This is a genomic window from Shimia sp. Alg240-R146, from assembly GCF_947331465.1.
In the GTDB taxonomy this organism is placed as follows: domain Bacteria; phylum Pseudomonadota; class Alphaproteobacteria; order Rhodobacterales; family Rhodobacteraceae; genus Shimia.
In genome coordinates, this window is the sequence record NZ_CAMZOK010000002.1 from 812,640 (window position 1) to 833,828 (window position 21,189).

The 21,189-nt window shown below is 57.0% G+C and carries 19 protein-coding genes and 1 tRNA gene; 11 read left to right on the plus strand and 9 right to left on the minus strand.

Annotated elements, in window-relative coordinates:
- Positions 1-34: 34 nt before the first annotated feature.
- Together PG871_RS13180 and gpt are read right to left on the minus strand one after the other, a co-directional pair.
- Positions 35-1,222, minus strand: coding sequence for an aminotransferase (locus PG871_RS13180; RefSeq protein ID WP_270730004.1), 1,188 nt, complete (start codon positions 1,220-1,222; stop codon positions 35-37).
- Positions 1,223-1,376: 154 nt separating this feature from the next.
- Positions 1,377-1,895 carry a xanthine phosphoribosyltransferase gene (gene gpt, locus PG871_RS13185; RefSeq protein WP_270730005.1) on the minus strand — a complete coding sequence of 173 codons (519 nt, stop codon included), beginning with the start codon at positions 1,893-1,895 and terminating at the stop codon, positions 1,377-1,379.
- A gap of 215 nt (positions 1,896-2,110) precedes the next feature.
- Here gpt and PG871_RS13190 point away from each other — a divergent pair, with 215 nt between their 5' ends.
- Positions 2,111-3,454 (plus strand): amino acid permease, encoded by a 1,344-nt coding sequence (locus PG871_RS13190; RefSeq protein ID WP_270730006.1) that lies wholly within the window; start codon positions 2,111-2,113, stop codon positions 3,452-3,454.
- A 55-nt stretch (positions 3,455-3,509) separates the two neighbouring features.
- Here the strand turns inward: PG871_RS13190 and PG871_RS13195 are convergent, their stop codons facing one another.
- On the minus strand, positions 3,510-4,157 hold the full coding sequence (locus tag PG871_RS13195) for a L,D-transpeptidase family protein (RefSeq protein WP_270730009.1): 648 nt from the start codon (positions 4,155-4,157) through the stop codon (positions 3,510-3,512).
- A 124-nt stretch (positions 4,158-4,281) separates the two neighbouring features.
- A complete protein-coding gene (fabI, locus tag PG871_RS13200; RefSeq protein ID WP_270730011.1) occupies positions 4,282-5,100 on the minus strand; it encodes an enoyl-ACP reductase FabI in 819 nt (272 codons plus the stop codon).
- 112 nt (positions 5,101-5,212) lie between these two features.
- Between fabI and pdxH the strand changes: the two genes are divergently transcribed.
- The 5 genes from pdxH to PG871_RS13225 all read left to right on the plus strand — a co-directional run bounded on the left by pdxH (position 5,213) and on the right by PG871_RS13225 (position 11,349).
- The gene (gene pdxH / locus PG871_RS13205; protein WP_270730013.1) at positions 5,213-5,818 is read left to right on the plus strand and encodes a pyridoxamine 5'-phosphate oxidase; all 606 of its coding nucleotides are present in this window, start codon (positions 5,213-5,215) and stop codon (positions 5,816-5,818) included.
- Positions 5,819-5,913: 95 nt separating this feature from the next.
- Positions 5,914-6,462 carry a cold-shock protein gene (locus tag PG871_RS13210; RefSeq protein WP_270730017.1) on the plus strand — a complete coding sequence of 183 codons (549 nt, stop codon included), beginning with the start codon at positions 5,914-5,916 and terminating at the stop codon, positions 6,460-6,462.
- Entirely contained in the window at positions 6,441-6,950 is a 510-nt protein-coding gene (locus PG871_RS13215) for a DUF192 domain-containing protein (RefSeq protein ID WP_270730020.1), read from the plus strand. Before PG871_RS13210 ends, PG871_RS13215 begins: the two co-directional genes overlap by 22 nt.
- Before the next feature lie 53 nt (positions 6,951-7,003).
- Positions 7,004-7,080, plus strand: a tRNA-Pro gene (locus tag PG871_RS13220).
- 585 nt (positions 7,081-7,665) lie between these two features.
- Complete coding sequence (locus tag PG871_RS13225) at positions 7,666-11,349, plus strand: vitamin B12-dependent ribonucleotide reductase (protein WP_270730896.1); 3,684 nt, start codon at positions 7,666-7,668, stop codon at positions 11,347-11,349.
- Between the two features lie 280 nt (positions 11,350-11,629).
- On the opposite strand, the gene PG871_RS13230 is transcribed toward PG871_RS13225, so the two are convergent.
- The 3 genes from PG871_RS13230 to soxR all read right to left on the minus strand — a co-directional run bounded on the left by PG871_RS13230 (position 11,630) and on the right by soxR (position 15,263).
- Entirely contained in the window at positions 11,630-13,168 is a 1,539-nt protein-coding gene (locus tag PG871_RS13230) for a trimethylamine methyltransferase family protein (protein WP_270730021.1), read from the minus strand.
- 221 nt (positions 13,169-13,389) lie between these two features.
- Positions 13,390-14,565, minus strand: a complete 1,176-nt coding sequence (locus PG871_RS13235) for a pyridoxal phosphate-dependent aminotransferase (protein ID WP_270730022.1) — start codon at positions 14,563-14,565, stop codon at positions 13,390-13,392.
- Positions 14,566-14,786: 221 nt separating this feature from the next.
- Positions 14,787-15,263 (minus strand): redox-sensitive transcriptional activator SoxR, encoded by a 477-nt coding sequence (soxR, locus tag PG871_RS13240; RefSeq protein WP_270730025.1) that lies wholly within the window; start codon positions 15,261-15,263, stop codon positions 14,787-14,789.
- A gap of 95 nt (positions 15,264-15,358) precedes the next feature.
- Here soxR and PG871_RS13245 point away from each other — a divergent pair, with 95 nt between their 5' ends.
- Positions 15,359-15,733: a VOC family protein gene (locus tag PG871_RS13245; protein WP_270730027.1), complete on the plus strand. Its 375-nt coding sequence runs from the start codon at positions 15,359-15,361 to the stop codon at positions 15,731-15,733.
- The gene (locus PG871_RS13250) at positions 15,726-16,742 is read left to right on the plus strand and encodes a DMT family transporter (RefSeq protein ID WP_270730028.1); all 1,017 of its coding nucleotides are present in this window, start codon (positions 15,726-15,728) and stop codon (positions 16,740-16,742) included. Before PG871_RS13245 ends, PG871_RS13250 begins: the two co-directional genes overlap by 8 nt.
- Here PG871_RS13250 and PG871_RS13255 read toward each other — a convergent pair.
- Complete coding sequence (locus PG871_RS13255; RefSeq protein ID WP_270730030.1) at positions 16,692-17,039, minus strand: MmcQ/YjbR family DNA-binding protein; 348 nt, start codon at positions 17,037-17,039, stop codon at positions 16,692-16,694. The two genes, PG871_RS13250 and PG871_RS13255, sit on opposite strands and share 51 nt — an antisense overlap.
- 192 nt (positions 17,040-17,231) lie before the next feature.
- Between PG871_RS13255 and PG871_RS13260 the strand changes: the two genes are divergently transcribed.
- A complete protein-coding gene (locus tag PG871_RS13260; RefSeq protein WP_270730032.1) occupies positions 17,232-17,510 on the plus strand; it encodes a hypothetical protein in 279 nt (92 codons plus the stop codon).
- 4 nt (positions 17,511-17,514) lie between these two features.
- Here PG871_RS13260 and PG871_RS13265 read toward each other — a convergent pair whose 3' ends face one another.
- Positions 17,515-17,865: an MmcQ/YjbR family DNA-binding protein gene (locus PG871_RS13265; RefSeq protein ID WP_270730898.1), complete on the minus strand. Its 351-nt coding sequence runs from the start codon at positions 17,863-17,865 to the stop codon at positions 17,515-17,517.
- Between the two features lie 237 nt (positions 17,866-18,102).
- Here PG871_RS13265 and cysS point away from each other — a divergent pair, with 237 nt between their 5' ends.
- Positions 18,103-19,524 carry a cysteine--tRNA ligase gene (gene cysS, locus PG871_RS13270; RefSeq protein ID WP_270730033.1) on the plus strand — a complete coding sequence of 474 codons (1,422 nt, stop codon included), beginning with the start codon at positions 18,103-18,105 and terminating at the stop codon, positions 19,522-19,524.
- The gene (gene cimA, locus PG871_RS13275; RefSeq protein WP_270730036.1) at positions 19,521-21,152 is read left to right on the plus strand and encodes a citramalate synthase; all 1,632 of its coding nucleotides are present in this window, start codon (positions 19,521-19,523) and stop codon (positions 21,150-21,152) included. Before cysS ends, cimA begins: the two co-directional genes overlap by 4 nt.
- Positions 21,153-21,189: the final 37 nt, after the last annotated feature.

Sequence of the window (21,189 nt, forward strand, 5' to 3'; positions counted from 1 at the left end):
GGTGCTTCTTGGTTTTGCCACCTAGAGCCGTGTTTCAGTCGCGTTTTGCGTAGTCTGCCCGTGCCAGCCGGTCAAACAGCACGGCAATTTCAGCGCGGTTCACATTGGCAAAGGCAATGCGCAGTTGGCGCGCGCCAGCGGGGTCTTCCTCGGGCATGAACATGGTGCCGGGCAGGCACAACACGTGGTGATCGCGCACCAAAGCCCGTGCAAGATCATCAGAGCGCATGGAGAACGGGTGTTCGACATAGGCAAAATAAGCGCCTGCGCCGAGCAGTTTCCAGCCGCGAGAGGTGAGCGTTGGCATGTTGTCGGAAATCGCGGCGCGGCGATCGAGGATTTCAGCGCGCTCGCCGGACAACCACTGGCTTAAGTTCCGCATACCCCACAGCGCTGCGTGTTGGCCAAGTTGGTTGGGGCAAATGGTAACTGTGTCGAGAAATTTTTCGGCCTCTGCAAGAAAATCCACATGCGCCACCATGGCGCCGACGCGATGGCCGGTCAGGCGGTAGGCTTTGGAAAAGGAATAGAGCTGCACCAATGTGTCGCTCCAACTCGGGTCGGAAAACAGGGTGTGCGGTGGCTCAGTCCGGATATCGAAATCGCGGTAGGTCTCGTCCACAATAAGCTTGATGCCGCGCGCCCGCGCCAGATCAAATAAGGCCTGCACAAGATCGGCGGGGTATTCGACACCGCCGGGGTTGTTGGGAGTGACCAACACAATCGCACGGGTGCGTTCGGTGATCAAAGCCGCAGCCATCTCGGGATCGGGCAGCAAACTGTCACCCGTCGTCAGCGGGACCGTGGTGATGCCCTGCATATCCAGCCACATTTTATGGTTGAAATACCATGGGGTTGGCAGGAGAAGTTCATCTCCTTCGCCAGCGATTGCACTGATGGTGGCGCAGAAAGCCTGGTTGCAGCCGGACGTGATGGCGACCTGATCAGCCGCAATGGAGCCGCCATAAGCCGTGCTCCATTGGCTTGCGACTTCGGCCCGCAATTCTGGCAGGCCAAGCACAGGACCATAGAGGTGCGCCTCGGGAACATCTTGCGCCACGCGGGCGATTTCGCTGCGCAACGGAGTGGGGGGCGGATCAACCGGCGCCGCCTGACTGACGTTGATCAGCGGTTTTGCGTCGGTGAAGGCGACGCCTTCCAGCCAGCGACGGGCCTCCATGACAGGCGGGGCAAAGGTGGCTTGGGTGCGCGACAGGGTCATAGGTCAGTGTCCTGTTGAAAGAGAGAGAAAACAACCGATCTTGGGTGGTGATGTGCCTTGGGAAACAAAGGGCTGCGAATTTTTGCGCAATCCCTGGCTTTTGTTCCCCAAGAACTTTCCGCAGAGCGTCCGGTCTGTTCAGCTAGGCAATACCTCAGTCGGTGCCGCGATAGGGTTCAACGTATTGCAGCGCCATGTCCCACGGGAAGAAGATCCACGTGTCCTGGCTGACACCGGTGATGAATGTATCCACCATCGGCTCGCCTGCGGGTTTGGCATAGACTGTGGCGAAATGCGCCTTGGGATACAATTCGCGCACCAACTCAAGGGTTTTGCCCGAGTCCACGAGATCGTCCACGATCAGGATGCCTTCCCCGTCGCCCATCAGGGTTTTGTCGGGGCTTTTGAGGACCTGCGCTTCGCGCTGGCTGTCCTGTTTGCCGCCGCCAGAGTAGTAGGATTTGACGCTGATAGTGTCCACGGTGCGGATGTCGAGTTCGCGGCTGACGATCATCGCGGGCGCCATGCCCCCACGGGTGATGGCCACAACAGCTTTCCAAGCGCCATCGTCAGGGCCTTTGCCGTCCAAACGCCAAGCAAGCGCGCGGCTGTCGCGATGGATCTGGTCCCAGCTTATGTGGAAGCCTTTTTCGTGCGGCAGACGTTCGCTCATTGTGTGTCATCCTTTAATACCAGTTTGTTTTGTCTTAGCAGAAGCCGATTTGGGCGCAAACTGTTTGCGGCCGCCGTCTAAGGCTCAATGATACGGAAAAATTGCCTCCGAGGCGGAGTTTTTCCGCCGGTTTCACATTAACGCTTTGGCAATGATGCTAAAAACTGGGCATAGTGGCCGAAATCAATTCTTCGACGAATGCATAAGGACATTTCATGTCAAACAGTGATCTCGCAAGCAAATCTGCTGCGCCCGCATTAGGTTTGGTTGCCTGTACGGCCTTGGTCGTCGGCAATATGATCGGATCGGGCGTCTTTCTTTTACCAGCATCTCTTGCGCCATTTGGGCCTTTGGCGATGGTCGGCTGGATTGTGACGTCGATGGGGGCATTGGTGCTGGCGATGATTTTCGGGCGTTTGTCCAAGGTCGTGACCAAGCCGGGTGGACCTTATGCCTATTCGCAAGAAGCCTTTGGGGATTTTGCCGGTTTCCTGATTGCGTGGGGCTATTGGATCGCGCTGTGGACGGGCAACGCGGGCGTGGCTGTTGCTTTGGTGGGCTATCTTGGGTTCCTTGTGCCAGCCATCGGCGAGTCTGATGTCTACAGTGTCGGGGCGGCGCTGATAGCGATCTGGACCCTGACGGCGGTCAACATTCGCGGCGTGGCCGAAGCCGGGTTTGTTCAGATCGTGACAACAGTTCTGAAACTGGTGCCATTGCTGATGGTCGGAGTACTGGGGCTCTTCTGGGTTCAGATGGACAATATGGGGCCGATGAACCCCTCGGGCATGCCGGCCTTTACGGCAGTTTCTGCGGCTGGGGCGCTGACGTTGTGGGCCTATCTGGGGCTGGAATCGGCGACGGTTCCGTCAGGTGATGTGCAAGATCCGGAAAAAACCATTCCGCGTGCCACCATTCTGGGCGTGATGATTGCGGCTTGTGTCTATATCCTCGTGACCTTTGTTTGCATGGGCGTTCTGCCTCCGGATCAGCTTGGCGCGTCCGCCGCGCCGGTGGCGGATGTGGCCAAGGTGATGTTTGGCACAGTGGGCGGGCTGATCGTCGCCGTGGGCGCGGTGATCTCGACCTTCGGCACGCTCAACGGCTTTACGCTGCTGACAGGGCAGGTGCCTTATGGGGCGGCTTTGGACAATGTGTTCCCGCAATCTATGGGGAAGGTGTCGCGCTATGGCACGCCGGCCAATGCCATCGTTTTTTCCAACATTCTGGCGTCGTTGCTGATCGTGCTGAATTTCTCGCAAGGTCTGGTGGCGGCGTTCAACTTTATCGTGCTGCTGGCGGTAACTGCGAGCCTTTTGCCGTATGCGTTCTGTGCGGTGGCCGAAGTGATGATCCGTCTGCGTGGTGGCCACGTGATGCGTGGCGGAGAGTTGGCCAAGGCCACGATCCTCGGCTTGTTGGGATTTGTCTATTCGATGTGGGCTCTGGTCGGCGCGGGCGCTCAAGCTGTGACAGTGGGCATCGTGCTTGTGCTGGCTGGCATCCCGCTGCACGTCTGGGTGCGTTGGAAGCAGGCGCGGGAAGCGGAAGTGGGCTGATAGTCACAGCGATGTCGCAAAAGAAGAAGGCGCGGCCTGTGGGACGCGCCCTTTTTTAGTGCGACACAACATAACGCCGTTGAGCCAGCGAGATAGCAGGGGGGCGCCCTGTGTCTTCAAAAATCTTGTAGGCCGGCGACAGTTGTTGCCAGAAGTCGAACCAAAGTGAAGACTGCGCGGCGATCATGCGGTCTTCGGTTGGGCGGAACGGGAACGCGTGAACGGGAACAAATGGCTGACCTTTGTTCAAGGCAGCCTCAACCATCACATAGATTTCTTCGATGGAGGCGTCGGTCATGGCATAGCAGCCGACGGACACGCAGTTTCCATGAACCATCAGATAGCTACCGGTGCGGTCATTGGCCCGATCAAAGGCATTTGGAAAGCCGAGGTTGAACGAAAGATGAAAAGCGCTGTTGGGGTTTAGGGCGCGTTTGTCGACCCGGTAAAATCCTTCCGGGGATTGCCTGTCTCCCTCTTTTAGTTTTGGCCCCAACGCGCCCGAATAATTGCAAATTTCGTAACTTCTAAAGAGAGAAAAGTCTCCGCTTGCGGATTCGACCCAGAGTTCCAGTTCATTTGTTTCCTTGAAAACGCGGAGATACACCGGCGCGCCAAATTTCAATCCTGACGCCCGCAGTGCATCCGTAAGGCGAGCTTCCTGTGTCGCACGGATTTCGGATATGTCGGCGCGCAGGCCCAAGACCTCCGCAAGGCGCGGCGGCAGGTGGTGACGCCCAAAATACAGCCCAGCCAGTGATGTCCCCACAATAAGGAAAAGGACGATCAGGAGACCGCCCTTTGAAACCTTTGGCATCAGTTTGGTCTCACTTCCGACCTGTCACTGCGTCGATGTCGGGGCTATCGACCGCTTTCATGCCGACGACGTGATAACCTGCATCGACGTGCAGGTTCTCGCCGGTGACGCCGGAGCCGAGATCGGACAGCAGATAAAGTGCCGAGTTGCCGACATCGTCGATGGTCACGTTGCGACGCAGCGGGGAGTTCAGCTCGTTCCATTTCAGGATGTAGCGGAAGTCGCCAATGCCGGAGGCGGCCAACGTCTTAATCGGACCAGCGGAGATGGCGTTCACGCGGATGCCGTCGCGGCCGAGATCTTCGGCGAGATATTTCACAGAGGCCTCAAGCGCGGCTTTGGCGATGCCCATGACATTGTAGTGGGGCATAACCTGTTCGGCGCCATAGTAGGTCAGGGTCAAAGCAGAACCGCCTTCGCCCATCAGTTTCTCGGCGCGTTGCATCACAGCGGTGAAGGAATACACAGAGATGTCCATCGTCATCAGGAAGTTGTCTTTGGATGTATCGACGTAACGGCCACGCAGTTCGTTTTTGTCGGAGAACCCGATGGCGTGCACGATGAAGTCAATCTTGCCCCATTTGGCTTCGATTTCATCAAAGGCCGCGTCAAGCGATGCGGGGTCGGACACGTCGCAATCAATCAGTGTTTCCACACCCAACTGCTCCGCCAGAGGGACCACGCGTTTCTTGAATGCGTCGCCCATATAAGAGAAGGCCAGCTCGGCACCGGCGTCGGCGCAGGCCTTGGCGATGCCCCAGGCGATAGACTTGTCATTGGCGAGGCCCATGATCAGGCCACGCTTGCCCGCCATCAATTGATTAGACATCGGTTGCTCCTAGTCCGAATTCGGTATTGAAGTCCTTTAGGCGATTGATTCACATGCATCAAGTGCGGCGCGTATGATCAAAAGCCACTGATTTGCCTGAATGGAGGTCAAAATGAGCGATAGAACCGGAATTTTCGAAGGCGATGACCCCTTTGCGATTGCCCGCAGTTGGTTGGCAGAGGCGGAAAAGAGCGAGCCCAACGACCCCAACGCGATTGCCCTATCCACTGTGGACAGCGACGGCCTGCCCAATGCGCGCATGGTGCTTTTGAAGGACATCGAGGACGATGCCTTTGTGTTTTACACCAACTATGGCAGCGCCAAAGCGCAGGAAATCGACAGTTCGGGCAAAGCCGCCTTTGTGATTCACTGGAAATCTTTGCGCCGTCAAATTCGGGTGAGGGGGGTGGTCACCAGAGAAGAGGGACCTCAGGCCGACGCCTATTATGAGTCCCGCTCGCTCAAGAGCCGCCTTGGGGCCTGGGCCTCCCGGCAGTCGCAGCCTTTGGGCGCGCGCACAGAGTTGATGGCGAAAGTGGCAAAAATTACAGCCGCGCATGGCCCAATGCCGAAGCGCCCACCATTTTGGGGTGGCTATCGGGTCACACCTAGCGAAATCGAGTTTTGGGCGGATGGTGCGTTTCGTCTGCACGACCGGTTTCGGTGGACTCGTGAAGACACTGATAATGCTTGGGGAATTGTGCGCCTCAACCCCTGAGGAACAATATTTCAAAATTGCAAGCGGGTGAAAAACATACCATTTTTGCGCTTGCCGATTTTGAACGAATGCCTCACTCTTAAATCATCATGGGGATGATAAAGACTAAGGTAAATGCTTTGACGACTGTAGAGAATGACATCTCGCGCATAACGGGCGAGGTGAAGTGGTTCGATCCTGTAAAGGGATTCGGATTCATCGTGTCAGACCAGGGGGGGTCTGACATTTTGTTGCACGCAAATGTGCTTCGCAATTTTGGACAGAGTTCGGTGGCGGATTCGTCACGCATAGAGGTGTCGGTGCAAGTGACCGACCGAGGCGCTCAGGCCGTGGAAGTGTTCCAGATTGAGCCGCCTGATACCGATATGGCGGTGCCATTGTCGGATTTCGAAGGGTTGGATCTTGATGAGATTCGCTCTGCGCCGTTGGAGCCCGCGCGGGTAAAATGGTTCGACAAAGGCAAAGGGTTTGGCTTTGCCAATATTTTCGGTCAACCTGAGGATATCTTTTTGCATATCGAAGTGCTGCGCCGGTCCGGTCTTGCGGATCTGCAACCGGGTGAAGCGCTCGCGTTGCGGGTGATCGACGGAAAGCGCGGCCGAATGGCGACCGAGGTTCAGGCATGGGAAAACGCGCTTTCATAAACTTTGGCAAGATTGCCAATCGAGTTCTGTTTACAGGCTGTGTGGCCGCGTCCTTGGGCGCGGCTTCGTCAGTTTGGGCGGGCTGCACGGCAGGCTCGCTTGAGTTACGAGGGGACTGGGGACAGGCCCGGTTTACGGTCGAAGTGGCGGACACAGATGCGGAACGGGCGCAGGGATTGATGCATCGCGAGAGCATGCCGATGAGCGCGGGTATGCTCTTTGTCTATGAATACGCGCAGCCGGCCTCCTTTTGGATGCGCAACACGCTGATTCCCCTCGATCTGATATTTGCCGACAATGCGGGCGTGGTGCGCCATGTGCATCACGAGGCCGTGCCGCTGGACGAGTCGCCGATTCCTGGGGGCAATGCCGTGCGATATGTGCTCGAAATCAACGGTGGATTGGCCCGCGCGATGGGAATTGATGCCGGTACCGAGCTGCGCCACGCAGATATTGCACAAGAAAATGCATCTTGGCGCTGTGAATGACTTCTTTGGGGTTTTCATTCCTGAAAGTGCAGGCTAAACGGTGCTCCACGGTCCGGGGCGTAGCGCAGTCTGGTAGCGCACCTGTTTTGGGTACAGGGGGTCGCAAGTTCGAATCTTGCCGTCCCGACCATTTTCTTCTGAATAGCAATCAGCAGTCCACCGCTCGCCAATAGGCAAGCGGCGGACTGCTGATTCGTGTTTTTGCGCACTTGAATGTGTCAAAAATGCGAAAAATTGGTATATGTTGTGCTAAATTTTTCATCGCGACTATATCTGGTGTTTTTTGAGCATTTGATAAGGGAATACCGGAAAAACGCATGTTTTCAATTCCTTTGCTTCGATAGATAATGTGTGAGCCCAATTGCTGCGATGCGGCGCATTGGGCAGGGAATCGCGCAAACCCCGCCGGACGCTAAATCGAGGCCTTCGGTCAAGACCAGAAATCCGAGTTTCTCCAAAATTTAGGCGTTGACGATTTAGGGGTGAATACGCCAGTTTGTGTGAGCGGTTGCGAAGCGCCACCACATATAGTGGCGCAGTTGCCGAACAGGGACTGAATTCAAAATGCAAGTCGGCGAAGTCCGGCACCACACACCAGCGGCCTATGTGGCGGTTGGCGGCGCTATTTCTTTGTCTGTTTGTCGGTTTCGCCGTTCACGCTTTGGAGCGTTGATGGGCCGCAATGGGACAAGTTGAGCGGAAACACGAGGCAGCGATGAAAATCGAAAGAAAATTCACCAAGGCAGGACAAGACGCTTACGCAGCGCTGGATTTTGTAAAAACCGAGTCGGAAATTCGCAACCCGGACGGGTCGATCGTTTTCCGTCTTGATGAAGTTGAAGTTCCCAGCAGCTGGAGCCAGGTCGCCAGTGACGTGATCGCGCAGAAATACTTCCGTAAGGCGGGCGTGCCGTCGAAAATGCGCAAAGTAAAAGAAAAAGGTGTGCCGGAATTCCTGTGGCGGTCCGTGCCCGCGAATGACGACGTTGAGATCGGCGGAGAAACCAGCGCGAAGCAGGTATTTGACCGGCTGGCAGGGGCTTGGACCTATTGGGGTTGGAAGGGCGGCTACTTCTCCACAGAAGAAGACGCGCAGGCTTATTTCGACGAAATGCGCTTTATGCTGGCGACACAACGCGCGGCGCCAAACAGCCCGCAGTGGTTCAACACCGGTTTGCACTGGGCATATGGCATCGATGGTCCGGCGCAGGGGCACTATTATGTGGACTATAAGTCGGGCAAGCTGACCAAATCCAAATCCAGCTATGAACACCCCCAGCCGCACGCCTGTTTCATTCAGTCGGTCAGCGATGATCTGGTGGGTGATGGTGGCATCATGGACCTGTGGGTGCGTGAAGCGCGCTTGTTCAAATACGGCTCTGGCACAGGCACGAACTTCTCGAGCTTGCGGGCGGATGGGGAATCGCTGTCGGGCGGCGGTAAATCGTCGGGCCTGATGGGCTTTTTGAAGATTGGCGACCGCGCAGCCGGTGCGATCAAATCGGGTGGCACCACACGCCGCGCGGCCAAGATGGTGATCGTGGATGCGGACCACCCTGATGTCGAAGAGTACATTAATTGGAAAGTCAAAGAAGAGCAGAAGGTCGCGTCGATCGTGGCTGGCTCCAAGATGCACGAGCAAAAGCTGAACGGCATTTTTGCGGCGATCAAAGCGTGGGACGGCAAAGCGGAAGATGCCTTTGACCCCAAAGCCAACGACGCACTGAAGGCCGCGGTTCGTGAGGCCAAAAAGGTCGCGATACCAGAGACTTATGTCAAACGCGTGTTGGATTATGCCAAGCAGGGCTATGCCAGCATCGAGTTCCCGACATATGACACTGATTGGGACAGCGAAGCCTATGCATCTGTCTCGGGTCAAAACTCCAACAACTCGATCCGCGTGACCGACGCCTTCTTGAAGGCTGTGGAAAATGACGCCGACTGGGAGCTGATCCGCCGCACAGACGGAACGGTCGCCAAGACCATCAAGGCCCGCAAGCTGTGGGAAGACGTTGGCCACGCCGCTTGGGCCTGTGCCGATCCCGGCATCCAGTACCACGACACGGTTAATGCGTGGCACACATGCCCAGAAGACGGTGAAATCCGAGGGTCCAACCCGTGTTCGGAATATATGTTCCTTGATGATACGGCTTGTAACCTGGCGTCGATGAACCTGCTGACCTTCCTGAAGGATGGCGAGTTCCAAGCCGAAGATTACATGCACGCCACACGTCTGTGGACTGTGACGCTGGAAATCTCAGTCACTATGGCGCAGTTCCCGTCCAAAGAGATCGCGCAGCTGTCTTATGACTTCCGCACCTTGGGTCTGGGCTATGCCAACATCGGTGGCCTGCTGATGAATATGGGCTTTGGTTATGACAGCGACGAAGGTCGTGCACTGGCCGGTTCGCTGACAGCGATCATGACCGGCGTGTCTTATGCAACGTCGGCCGAGATGGCGGGCGAGTTGGGGGCCTTTAGCGGTTATGCGCGCAACAGCGAGCACATGCTGCGGGTGATCCGTAACCACCGTCGCGCGTCATATGGCGAGACTGACGGTTATGAAGGCTTGGCGATCAAGCCTGTGGCTTTGGACATGGAAAACTGTCCTGACCAAAAGCTGGTGGTACTGGCGCAGACAAGCTGGGACGAAGCGCTGGCGCTTGGCGAAAAGCACGGCTATCGCAACGCTCAGACGTCTGTGATTGCGCCGACCGGCACAATTGGTCTGGTGATGGATTGCGACACAACCGGTATCGAGCCTGACTTTGCCTTGGTGAAGTTCAAGAAGCTTGCCGGTGGCGGTTATTTCAAGATCATCAACCGCTCGGTGCCTTCGGCGCTGGAAGGTCTGGGCTATTCTTCGGCTCAGATCGAAGAAATCGTCGGCTATGCCGTAGGCCACGGAAGCATCGGCAACGCGCCGGGCATCAACCACACGTCTTTGATTGGTCATGGCTTCGGTCAGAACGAAATCGACAAGGTTGAGGCAGCGCTTGGGTCGGCTTTTGACATCCGGTTCGTATTCAACCAGTGGACGCTGGGCGAAGAGTTCTGCACCAACGTTTTGGGTATTCCGACAGACAAGCTCAACGATCCGAGCTTTGATCTGTTGGCTTCGCTTGGGTATTCCAAAGCGGATATCGAAGCGGCAAACGACCATGTTTGCGGCACAATGACCCTGGAAGGCGCGCCGTTCCTCAAGGAAGAGCACTACCACATCTTTGACTGTGCAAACCCTTGTGGCAAAAAGGGAAAACGCTTCCTGCATGTGGACAGCCACATCACAATGATGGCGGCTGCACAGTCGTTTATCTCGGGTGCGATTTCCAAAACCATCAACATGCCAAACGACGCCACTATCGAGGACTGTCAGAAAGCTTATGAGCTGAGCTGGTCTTTGGGTATCAAAGCCAACGCGTTGTATCGGGACGGGTCCAAGTTGAGCCAGCCATTGGCAGCAGCGCTTGTTGAAGATGATGATGATGCGGCAGAAGTGCTTGAGAGTGGGTCAAACCACGAAAAGGCGCAGGTTCTGGCCGAGAAAATCATCGAGAAGATCGTGGTCAAGGAAGTGGCGCGCGGGCGTGAAAAAATGCCTGAGCGTCGCAAAGGTTACACTCAGAAAGCGGTTGTTGGTGGGCACAAAGTCTATCTGCGGACAGGTGAATATTCTGATGGCAACCTTGGTGAAATCTTCATCGATATGCACAAAGAAGGCGCCGGTTTCCGGGCGATGATGAACAACTTTGCCATCGCTGTTTCGGTGGGCCTGCAATATGGCGTGCCGCTGGAAGAGTTTGTCGATGCGTTCACATTCACCAAGTTCGAACCCGCCGGCATGGTGCAGGGCAACGACAGCATCAAAAATGCAACATCGATCCTGGATTACATCTTCCGCGAGCTGGCGGTGAGCTATCTGGACCGCACCGATCTGGCGCATATCAAGCCGGAAGGTACAACCTTTGACGACATTGGCCGCGGCGAGGAAGAGGGAGTGTCCAATGTTTCCGAGCTGAGCGAAAGCGCGGCAACGAGGTCGTTGGAAGTGCTTAAACAGATCTCGTCGACCGGGTATCTACGCAAACGTTTGCCGCAAGAATTGGTTGTTTTGAACGGTGGCGCTCAAAATTCGAGCGATCCGGTGGCGACGCTGAACACTTTGGTACCTGAAACTGCGGGCATGGCTGCAGTTGCCGCAACGGCAACGGTTGCGGCAGCCGCAACCACGGCGGTATCAAGCGGAACAGTCACAAGTGGTGGTATGGACGCCCGTGCCAAAGCCAAGATGCAGGGCTACGAAGGCGATCCTTGTGGCGATTGCGGCAATTACACGCTGGTGCGAAACGGCACCTGCATGAAGTGCAACACATGCGGCGGCACAAGCGGCTGTAGCTGATCCCGGGGGGGACCTTGGGTAGGGGGCCTTCGTGCCCCCGACGAGATAGAAATTTGCCGAGGCTTTGCGAAGCCTTGGCGGGACACGGAGCGAGTGCGCTTGCTCCGACGACATTCAGGCCGCAGGCAAAAAACATCGAGCGGTATCAAGAGTGAGCCTGAATGGCGAAACTGGGGGGCAATCGCCCCCCAATTTTTTTGTCTGCTTGGAGGTTTAGGGGGTTTTCCCCCCGTCGTAGCAGGCGACGACTCCCCCAGAATATTTGCGGCAAGAGGAAAGCTCAGGCCGGCAGATAGATGTTGAATCGGGCGCGCAATCGTTGATCGAGGATTGGGTCAAAACGGGCAGCGGAAGGTTCCGCGAGGATGTCTTCTTTGCGTTTGACGGCTTTGGCAATCAGATCCGGTTTGTCGCGTTCCACCCATTCTTTGGGTGAGGTTCGGTCGCCAAATGTCGGATATACATGATCTTTTTGCATGCGGCTTAGGGTGGCGTCTGTGCCGAGATAGTGGCCGGTTCCGCCAAGGCAAACTTCTTTGATTTGCTCGAGTGCCAAGGTTTCGTCGTCAACTTCGATCCCGCGCACACAGCGCAACGCTTGGCCGATAATGTCATCCCCGAGGATCAGGGATTCGTGACAAAAGCCAAGCAGAGAGGCGTGCATTCCAGCGGCTTCATACACCATGTTGAGACCGGACAGACCGGCCATCACATTGGAGCACATCTGTTCCCAACCGGCCTGCATATCCGGCAGTTTGCTGTCAGCGATACCTGCTGCCGCGCCGCCGGGAATGCCATAAAACTTGTGCATCTGAGCGCAACCTGCGGACAGCAGCGCTTGTTCTCCAGAGCCTCCAGTCATGGCGCCGGTGCGCAAATCCAAGCCAAACGGCCATGTGCCGAAAATTGCGGGGTGGCCGGGCTTGATGGCGTTCACATAGACGATGCCCGCGAGGCATTCCGCAACTGCCTGAACGATGGCGCCGGCGATCGTGGAGGGGGCAGTTGCGCCAGCCATGCCGGCAGAGAGCAGCAAAACGGGCATGCCGCCACGAATGCAGGCCTCCATAACTTCGCAGGATTCGGTGGCGAACTTCATCGGAGGGACGACGAAGCAATTGGAATTGCTGAGAAAAGGCCGCTCGCGCCATTTGTCTTCACCGCCTGCGATCATGTGCAACATCTCAAGCGCGTCAGGCACAAAGCTGGGGTCGGTGAATGACGTGCCGATGTGTTTGGTGGTGCCGGATGTGCAGGCGTAAATGGTGTTCAGGTCCATTTCTCTGTTGTCGAGAACGTCGCGCGCCACCATGGGACGTTGCAGGAAGTGGATATTGTCGAGCGCGTTGGTGATGCGGGCCGCATCATGCAAGTCTTGCAGGGTGGAGTCGCGGTAGTGTTTTCCGTCGACGTCCACCATATGCACCGCGGCGCCGGCGGTGCCATAATGGACACGGTGGCCGTTGAGATGCAGATCAAATTGCGGATCTCGACCCGGCAAAGTGATGTCTTTACAAGCTTTTGCGAGGGAATCCTCAACCAGTGCTCGGGGAATTCGAATGCGGCCATCATCGCCCAACTCGGCCCCAGCAGCGGTCAAATAGTCGATGCCGGATTGGGGTGCGTCGGCGAAGCCGATTTGTTCCATAGCATCCAGCGCGGTTTCGTGTATGCGCTGCATATCACGATCGGTGAGGGGCTTATAACGGCCGCCTTCAAGACCCGCGCGGACTGGGCGGATGTCTTGCGAGAGCGGTGCTGCGCGGGAGGCGCGACGCGCGGCGCGGCCGCCGGAACGGCGGGAAACGGGTGCATTCATGTACTTAAGGTCCTGTAAAAGTGTTCAAAAACGAGATTTGAACAGGTTTACGGTCGTCCACGCGCTGCACGGCCCCGGTCGGCGCCGATGGTGAGGATCACCAATTTGATTTTGCAACGAACGCCTTGCATGGCTTCTCTCCGTGTTGCCTCAGTGTGCGAGTCACTTGGAGAGCTGTCCAACCCATTTGCGACATATGTCGCAAACGGGCCTTTCATGCGTTAAGATGACAGAGATTTCGCGTGATCTACCAATGTTTTCAGCGCCTTGGCAAACGTGTCGTCATCCACTGTCATGGCAACCCGTACGTGGCCATGGGCGGCGGTGCCAAAGCTTTCGCCCGGCATGGTCGCGATTCTGTGGGTGTCGAGCAAGCTGTTGGCGAAGTCTTCGCCGCTAAGGCCCGTGGCGCGCACATCGAGCATCAGGTACATCGCGCCTTGCGCAGGGATCAGTCCAACAGTGTTCTGATCCGCCAATATGTCGCGCGCAATCTGGCGGCGACGGCGGAAGGGTGCGGCGATTTCTTCTTCAAGATCAGGGCCTTGCTCAAGCGCAAAGGCGGCTGCGTCCTGAATGAACCCGGCCACACCGTACGTGGTGTGAGTGGCCAGATTGATCAGGTGCTCAATGGCGTCCTTGGGGCCGCAGACCCAGCCGACACGGCTGCCGGTCATGGCGTGTGACTTGGACATCGAGCCCACAACCAAAGTGCGCTCTGCCATATCGGGCAGGCTGCGCGGGCTGATGTGTTCGCCATCCCAAACTTGAGTGTCGTAAACCTCGTCCGAGATCAGCCAGATGTTGTTGTCGCGGCAAACGCCCGCGATTCCTTCAAGGGTTTCAGAACTGTAGACGATCCCCGTCGGGTTGTTGGGCGTGTTGATCAAGAGCGACGCCGCGCCTTTTGCTGCCTCGACCTGAATGTCTTCCGCACGCGGCTGAAAGGCGTCTTCGGCTCGGGTGCGCACCACAACAGGCTCCGCACCGACGCCGCGGATGGTACCGGGATAGGTGGCATAATACGGGTCGATATAGAGCGCGCGATCGCCGCTGTTGCAGGTTGCGACGTGGGCGGCGAACAAGCCAGCCTGACCTCCGGGTGTGATCAGGATGTTCTCGTAAGTTGTTGGAACACCAGTTCTTTCCTGAATGCGTGCTGCAACGGATTCCCGTAAGTCTTGCGTGCCTGGCACCATAGCATAGCCGGTGTGGCCGCCGCGTGCGGACCGGTCCATGGCACCGAGAATGACTGCATCCGTGCCGATGTCATGCTCGCCAATGGTGAGTTCGATTACTGGCTCGCCGTCGGCTATCATACGGCGCGCCTTGTAAAAGACGTCCCAGCCGTCAGAGCCGCCGCCGGTGATGTGAGTGATACGTTGAGAAAGCTGCATTTTTTGGCCCCCTGAAGTCCTGTTTGCCGGAGTGGTGACACCCAAAGAAGGGGTGCGTCAAATGCAATTCTGTGATGGTGGTCATATTCGAGGCGTGGATGTCGTTTGAAGTGTCGGTATTGCGTCGGCAACGCGGAGGCAACGCGACGGTGCCGTTTGAGGGGACTTGGCCCGTTGACGGGCGCGAGTTCGCTTAAAGGTTTTGTAGACCAAAAAGAATTTCAGGTGAGGCTGTCTGGCGAGTCGCCAAGCAGAAACCGAGGCCCTTGGCCGCGGCGCTGCATACGGTCGTCTTTGTTGTAAAGTTTGCAGTTGGTCAGGCTCAGGCAGCCGCAACCGATGCAGCCGTCGAGTTTGTCGCGCAGCGCTTGCATCTGCGCGATGCGGGCGTCGAGTTCCGTGCGGAAGAGGTTTGAGAGGTTTTCCCAGTCCGCTTTGTTGGGGGTGCGGTTTTCCGGCAGACGCTGAAGGGCGGCGCGAATTTCGGCGATGGAGAACCCCATACCCTGAGTGATCATCACGAAGCTGAGGCGGCGAATGTCGCTGCGGGCGTAACGGCGTTGACCGGTGTCTGTTCGGTCGGGGAAAACCAGCCCTTGGTCTTCGTAGTATCGGATAGCCGAAACAGCGAGCCCTGTGCGGTCGGCAATTGATCCGATGGTGAGGCCGGTGGGGCGCAGGCGAAGATGTTTTTTCATGAGATACTGTTTTTGTTAAATAAAAAGTTGTTGAGCTAAAGTTAACTTGAGGAATTAGGCTGTGTCCATCGAATATTTCTTAAAGGACAAGAGCAATGAGACTTGAACATGTGAACTTGTGTGTACGCGATCCAAAAGCGACGGCGGCAATTCTGTGTGAACTGTTTGGATGGCACGTGCGTTGGGAAGGTGAGGCCAAGGACAACGGGTACACTGTGCACGTCGGCGATGACGAAAGCTATTTGGCGGTCTATGCGCCTGCGGTGGCGTTGAAACCCGAGGCCGAGCGTTATCGGCATGTGGCCGGGTTGAACCACATCGGCGTGGTTGTCGATGACTTGGCAGCGGTAGAAGCGCGTGTCAAAGCAGCCGGATACCAACCACACAGCCATGGCGATTACGAACCGGGCTTGCGGTTCTATTTCGACGGGCCAGAAGGCATCGAATATGAGGTCGTGAGCTATGACTGAGGCGAGGAGTGTGGGCCCTGTGGGGCTGCTCTTGTGGTGTGGCACGTTGTTGGGCGTGTCATTTCCACTGGGCAAGGTAGCAGCGGGCGCCGGTGTGCCGCCGGTGATGTGGGCGTTGCTGGTGTCGGTGGGGGCGAGCCTGTCGTTGATGCCGTTTCTCGCCGCGAGAGGCTTGTTGCGGCTGCCACGCGGCAAAATGCTGCGCTATGTGGTGATTTCCGGCCTGATCAGCTTTGCCGGGATCAACCTGATGATCTTTGGGCTGGTGCCCAAGGTGGGCGCGGGGCAGGTGGGCATGATGTTTGCGTTGTCGCCCGTGGCAACACTTGCTGTGTCTTTGATGTTTGGCATGAAAGCCCCAAACGGCCTTGGGATTGCAGGGATCTGCGTTGGTCTTGTAGGGGCCCTCATGGTGGCTTTTGGCCGTGGCGGCGTGGACGGGACGTTGGTCTGGTCGCTTCTGGCACTGTCCATTCCGTTGGTTCTGGCGGTGGGCAATGTCTATCGCACGCTGGATTGGCCTGCAGGGGCGCATCCGATGGCGCTGGCTTTCTGGGCGCATCTCGTGGCGGTGTTGGCGTTGATCGGCGTGCAAGTTGTGCGCGGTGAGGGCCTGCCACTGGAGGAAATCCAGAAGGTGCCGGGGGCCGCAATGGTGCAACTGGCGGCGGCGGCGCTGACCTTTCCTGCCTATTTCAAGCTGCAAAAGATTGGGGGGCCTGTGTTGCTGAGCCAGATCGGCTATGTCGCGGCAGCGATCGGGCTGCTGAGCGCTGTGGTGTTTTTGGGGGAACACTATGGACCGCTCAGCTGGGTTGGGGCCGGCGTGACGGCGGTGGGCATCGCGCTGACGATACTTGCGCAAACCGGAGCAAAGCTGCGCTTGCCATTGGGGCGACGTACGCGCGCACGGTTGTGGAGCAGGCGACAGATCACACGGGTGCCGCAGCAGGCAACGTTATTGGCTGCGCGGCGGCAGGCTGTTCTGAAGTTTCTTAGTCAGTCCTGAGCGCACAATGTCATAGGAGACCGTAAGGCGGTGGCGGAGTTCTTCTTCGTCACCGTCTAGCGGGATGTTGATCCAGCTGCGGTGGAAGTATTTCGCTTTTGAGCCGACGCCGGCATCAATCAGCATTTGCGCGGTCTCGATGCTGTCTGTCTTCACGGAGACGCCGGGCGTGGCTGATCCCATGCTGGCGAACATTTTGCCACCGACTTTCCACGCATCATGACCTCCGCCCCAAGGATCGGAGAGGTCAGCGCCTGGAAATGTGGCGCAGATGGTGTTGACGAGGTCTCGGCTCATGCTGTGAGGATGGGTCAGAGCGTCATGTGCGTCAACGCCCAAATGGACATGCTTGATCTTCGAATTTGCACGGTTGGCAAGGCAAAGACGGGAGTGCGGCAGGACTTTAATGTCTTGGGGAGGGGGCGTGCTTGCCAGCACAACTTTGTGATGCAAAACTAGGCTTTAGGAAGGCAAACTGAGGAGGCAGTCGTGGGGAAACCGCTGACAAAAGACAGTAAAATGGAATGTAGTCGCCACGGTTTGCGTAGGCCTGCCTTTATTTGCAGTCATTTGCAGCACGGGCGCGGTATCGGCTTCTTTGAGGGCGACGGCGACGATCCAGAATGGCCGTTTCGTAGCGCGTGGTGCCGGAGCTGCAATGACGTCTTCGAAGAGCAAGGCGCGTGGAATGATGTTTCTGAGGGCCACGCAAGAATCATGGCTATCTGTGAAGGGTGTCTTGAGGAGATCGAGGCGCGCAACCGCTAAGATGTCAGGTTGTTTCGCGCGGCGGCAGGCTATTCTGAAGTTTCTTGGTCAGTCCTGAACGCACAATGTCATAGGAGACCGTAAGGCGGTGGCGGAGTTCTTCTTCGTCACCGTCCTGTGGTATGTTGATCCAGCTGCGGTGGAAGTATTTCGCTTTTGAGCCGACGCCGGCATCAATCAGCATTTGCGCGGTCTCGATACTGTCTGTCTTCACGGAGACGCCGGGCGTGGCTGATCCCATGCTGGCGAACATTTTACCACCGACTTTCCACGCATCATGACCTCCGCCCCAAGGATCGGAGAGGTCAGCGCCTGGAAACGTGGCGCAGATGGTGTTTACGAGGTCGCGGCTCATGCTGCGAGGATGGGTCAGAGCGTCATGTGCGTCAACGCCCAAAATGGACATGCTTGACCTGAACCTATGCGCGGCCTACGGTCGCCATCATGAACAAAGCACGCACCATTATTATCTGCTGCATTACCTGCTGACATCGTCAGGCGGGCCGTTCCTCTATTCCAATAAAGTCTCAGAGTTGCTAAGCCCGCCACGGATAAACCGCGCGTGCCAACCCTGTGTGCTGAGGAGCCACTTATGACCGAGATCAAGCTGCACAACTCGCTGAGCCGCAAGAAGGAAATCTTTGCGCCCATCGATCCGGAAAATGTGCGGATGTATGTCTGTGGGCCGACGGTTTATGACCGCGCCCATATTGGCAATGCGCGGCCTGTGGTGGTGTTTGACGTGCTTTATCGGCTGTTGCGCGAGGTCTATGGCGCTGATCATGTGACCTATGTGCGCAACTTCACCGATGTGGATGACAAGATCAACGCGCGGGCCGCCGAAAGCGGGCGTAGCATTGGCGAGATCACGTCTGAGACAACGCAGTGGTATCTGGACGACATGGGCGCGCTTGGGGCGATGGAGCCCGATCATATGCCGCGCGCAACCCAGTATATCGCGCAGATGGTGACGATGATCGAAAAGCTGATCGCGGACGGGTTTGCCTATGCGCATGAGGGCCACGTTTTGTTTCGGGTGCGCAAATACGCCGATTATGGCAAGCTGTCGGGCCGGTCTGTGGATGATATGATCGCAGGCGCACGAGTTGAGGTGGCGTCCTACAAAGAAGATCCGATGGATTTTGTTTTGTGGAAGCCGTCTGATGACGCGACGCCGGGGTGGGATAGTCCTTGGGGACGCGGACGTCCCGGGTGGCATATTGAATGCTCGGCCATGAGTTATGAATTGCTGGGCGCGTCGTTTGATATTCACGGCGGCGGCAATGATTTGATGTTCCCGCACCATGAGAACGAGATCGCGCAAAGCTGCTGTGCCAATGGCGGGCAGAGCATGGCGAATTATTGGCTGCACAACGAAATGCTGCAGGTGGAAGGCAAGAAGATGTCCAAGTCTTTGGGCAATTTCTTTACCGTGCGGGATTTGCTGGATGAAGGCATTCCGGGTGAGGTGGTGCGGTTTGTGTTTCTGAGCACGCATTATCGTAAACCGATGGATTGGACGGTTGAGAAGGCAAGGAACGCGGAAGCTACATTGCGCAGATGGTACGAATTAACAGTTGATTTAGAGCCTACGAACGAGGCCGAATTTGTTGCGGACAAGGATATATTGGACGCGCTGTCTAACGATTTGAACACGCATCTTGCGTTGTCGAAGCTTCGAAAAATGACAGCCAATCCTCAGGCACTTTTAGACAATGCTCGACTACTTGGTTTTATGTCCGACGAGTGCCGTGTTCAGTTCAATATAGTGGACGAAACCCCGAAGGTGTTTGGAGTTTCTAGTAACTTTCAGCATTCAAAGCTTTTGTCAGAAATCGGAAAAAAACTAGAAGTAACTCGCGTTAAAGCAATGGAAAGCAAGAACTTCTCTGAGGTGGACCGCATCAAAGGTGCGTTGGTGGCGGCGGGTGTTGAGGTGCGTATGAGCAAGGCGGGTGTCGAATTGCTGCCGGCGGCGGGCTTTGATGCGAGCAAGCTGGAGGGGCTGTTGTGAGTAAGGAACGGCTGTACCTCTACGACACCACATTGCGGGACGGACAGCAGACACAGGGCGTGCAATTTGCCACATCCGAAAAGGCGCAAATCGCAGCTGTTTTGGATGAAATGGGTGTGGATTACATCGAAGGCGGCTGGCCGGGCGCGAACCCAACGGACAGCGAATTCTTTGAGATCAAGCCCAAGCTCGGGGCCACATTTACAGCCTTTGGCATGACCAAGCGCGCGGGCATGTCTGCGGAAAACGATGATGTGTTGGCGGCGGTGATCAACGCGCAGACGCCAGCGGTCTGTCTGGTCGGCAAAACCCACGATTTCCACGTCACCACGGCGCTTGGCATCAGCTTGCCGGAGAACGTTGAAAACATCACGAAATCCGTGGCCTATCTGGTGGCGCAAGGCCGAGAGGCGTTGTTTGACGCGGAGCATTTCTTTGACGGCTACAAAGCCAACCCGGCTTATGCGCTGGAGGCTGTGACCGCGGCTTATGCGGCTGGTGCGCGGTGGGTTGTGTTGTGTGACACCAATGGCGGGGCTTTGCCGCGTGAGGTGTATGAGATCACAAAAGCCGTGATTGCAGCCGGTATTCCCGGTGATCATCTGGGCATTCACACCCATAATGACACCGAGCACGCTGTGGCCAATTCGCTGGCGGCCGTGGATGCGGGTGCGCGGCAGATCCAAGGCACGTTGAACGGCCTCGGCGAGCGCTGTGGCAACGCCAATCTGACAACTTTGGTGCCGACGTTGTTGCTCAAGGAGCCTTATGCCAGCCAGTTCGAGATTGGCGTGAGCCGTGAGGCGTTGGCGGGTTTGACGCGGGCGAGCCGGATGTTGGATGATATACTCAACCGCGTGCCAATGCGGCAGGCGGCTTATGTCGGGGCGAGTGCGTTCGCGCACAAAGCCGGACTGCATGCCAGCGCGATCCTGAAAAACCCGACCACCTATGAGCATGTTGAGCCGTCCGTTGTTGGCAATGAGCGCATTATTCCAATGTCCAATCAGGCCGGTCAGTCCAACCTGCGCAAGCGGCTGGCGGATGCGGGGTTGGCGGTCGAAAAAGGCGACGCGGCGCTTGGTGAGATCCTGAACCGCATTAAAGAGCGCGAAGCGGCAGGCTATAGTTACGACACGGCGCAGGCGAGCTTTGAGCTTTTGGCGCGGGACGCGCTTGGCTTGGGGCAGCGGTTTTTTGATGTCGAGCGATATCGGGTGATCTCCGAGCGGCGGCGAAATGCGCGTGGCGCGACCGTGGTGGAGAGCGAAGCGGTGGTGACGGTGCAGTTGCCCAACGGTGCCAAGACCACGAGTTTCTTCAAGAACGACCACGCCGAGGACATGTCCGACGAAGGGCCGGTCAACGCGCTTTGGCAGGCGCTTAAGGCGGATCTTGGGCCGTATCAGGGTATCGTCAGCGATGTGCGGCTGGTGGATTTCAAGGTGCGCATAACCAACGGCGGCACCGAGGCAGTGACCCGCGTGATTATAGACTTTGAGGATGACGCGGGACGGCGGTGGGCCAGCGTGGGCGTGTCGGCCAACATAGTGGACGCAAGTTTTGAGGCTCTGTTGGACGCGTTGAACTGGAAGTTGGCGCAAGAGGGCGCGGGACTTGTGGTCTGATGGATTGGGCCGCATTGCACGGGATGCGGCGCACGCC

What these genes read in the sequence shown, in the direction of transcription:
- PG871_RS13250 (WP_270730028.1), top strand. Translation starts at nt 15,726, where the DNA reads ATGACTGAGGCGAGGAGTGTGGGCCCTGTGGGGCTGCTCTTGTGGTGT.
- PG871_RS13255 (WP_270730030.1), bottom strand. Translation starts at nt 17,039, where the DNA reads ATGAGCCGAGACCTCGTCAACACCATCTGCGCCACATTTCCAGGCGCT.
- soxR (WP_270730025.1), bottom strand. Translation starts at nt 15,263, where the DNA reads ATGAAAAAACATCTTCGCCTGCGCCCCACCGGCCTCACCATCGGATCA.
- PG871_RS13225 (WP_270730896.1), top strand. Translation starts at nt 7,666, where the DNA reads ATGAAAATCGAAAGAAAATTCACCAAGGCAGGACAAGACGCTTACGCA.
- cysS (WP_270730033.1), top strand. Translation starts at nt 18,103, where the DNA reads ATGACCGAGATCAAGCTGCACAACTCGCTGAGCCGCAAGAAGGAAATC.
- fabI (WP_270730011.1), bottom strand. Translation starts at nt 5,100, where the DNA reads ATGTCTAATCAATTGATGGCGGGCAAGCGTGGCCTGATCATGGGCCTC.
- PG871_RS13210 (WP_270730017.1), top strand. Translation starts at nt 5,914, where the DNA reads ATGATAAAGACTAAGGTAAATGCTTTGACGACTGTAGAGAATGACATC.
- PG871_RS13190 (WP_270730006.1), top strand. Translation starts at nt 2,111, where the DNA reads ATGTCAAACAGTGATCTCGCAAGCAAATCTGCTGCGCCCGCATTAGGT.
- PG871_RS13245 (WP_270730027.1), top strand. Translation starts at nt 15,359, where the DNA reads ATGAGACTTGAACATGTGAACTTGTGTGTACGCGATCCAAAAGCGACG.
- PG871_RS13230 (WP_270730021.1), bottom strand. Translation starts at nt 13,168, where the DNA reads ATGAATGCACCCGTTTCCCGCCGTTCCGGCGGCCGCGCCGCGCGTCGC.
- gpt (WP_270730005.1), bottom strand. Translation starts at nt 1,895, where the DNA reads ATGAGCGAACGTCTGCCGCACGAAAAAGGCTTCCACATAAGCTGGGAC.
- pdxH (WP_270730013.1), top strand. Translation starts at nt 5,213, where the DNA reads ATGAGCGATAGAACCGGAATTTTCGAAGGCGATGACCCCTTTGCGATT.
- PG871_RS13215 (WP_270730020.1), top strand. Translation starts at nt 6,441, where the DNA reads ATGGGAAAACGCGCTTTCATAAACTTTGGCAAGATTGCCAATCGAGTT.
- PG871_RS13235 (WP_270730022.1), bottom strand. Translation starts at nt 14,565, where the DNA reads ATGCAGCTTTCTCAACGTATCACTCACATCACCGGCGGCGGCTCTGAC.
- PG871_RS13180 (WP_270730004.1), bottom strand. Translation starts at nt 1,222, where the DNA reads ATGACCCTGTCGCGCACCCAAGCCACCTTTGCCCCGCCTGTCATGGAG.
- PG871_RS13265 (WP_270730898.1), bottom strand. Translation starts at nt 17,865, where the DNA reads ATGAGCCGCGACCTCGTAAACACCATCTGCGCCACGTTTCCAGGCGCT.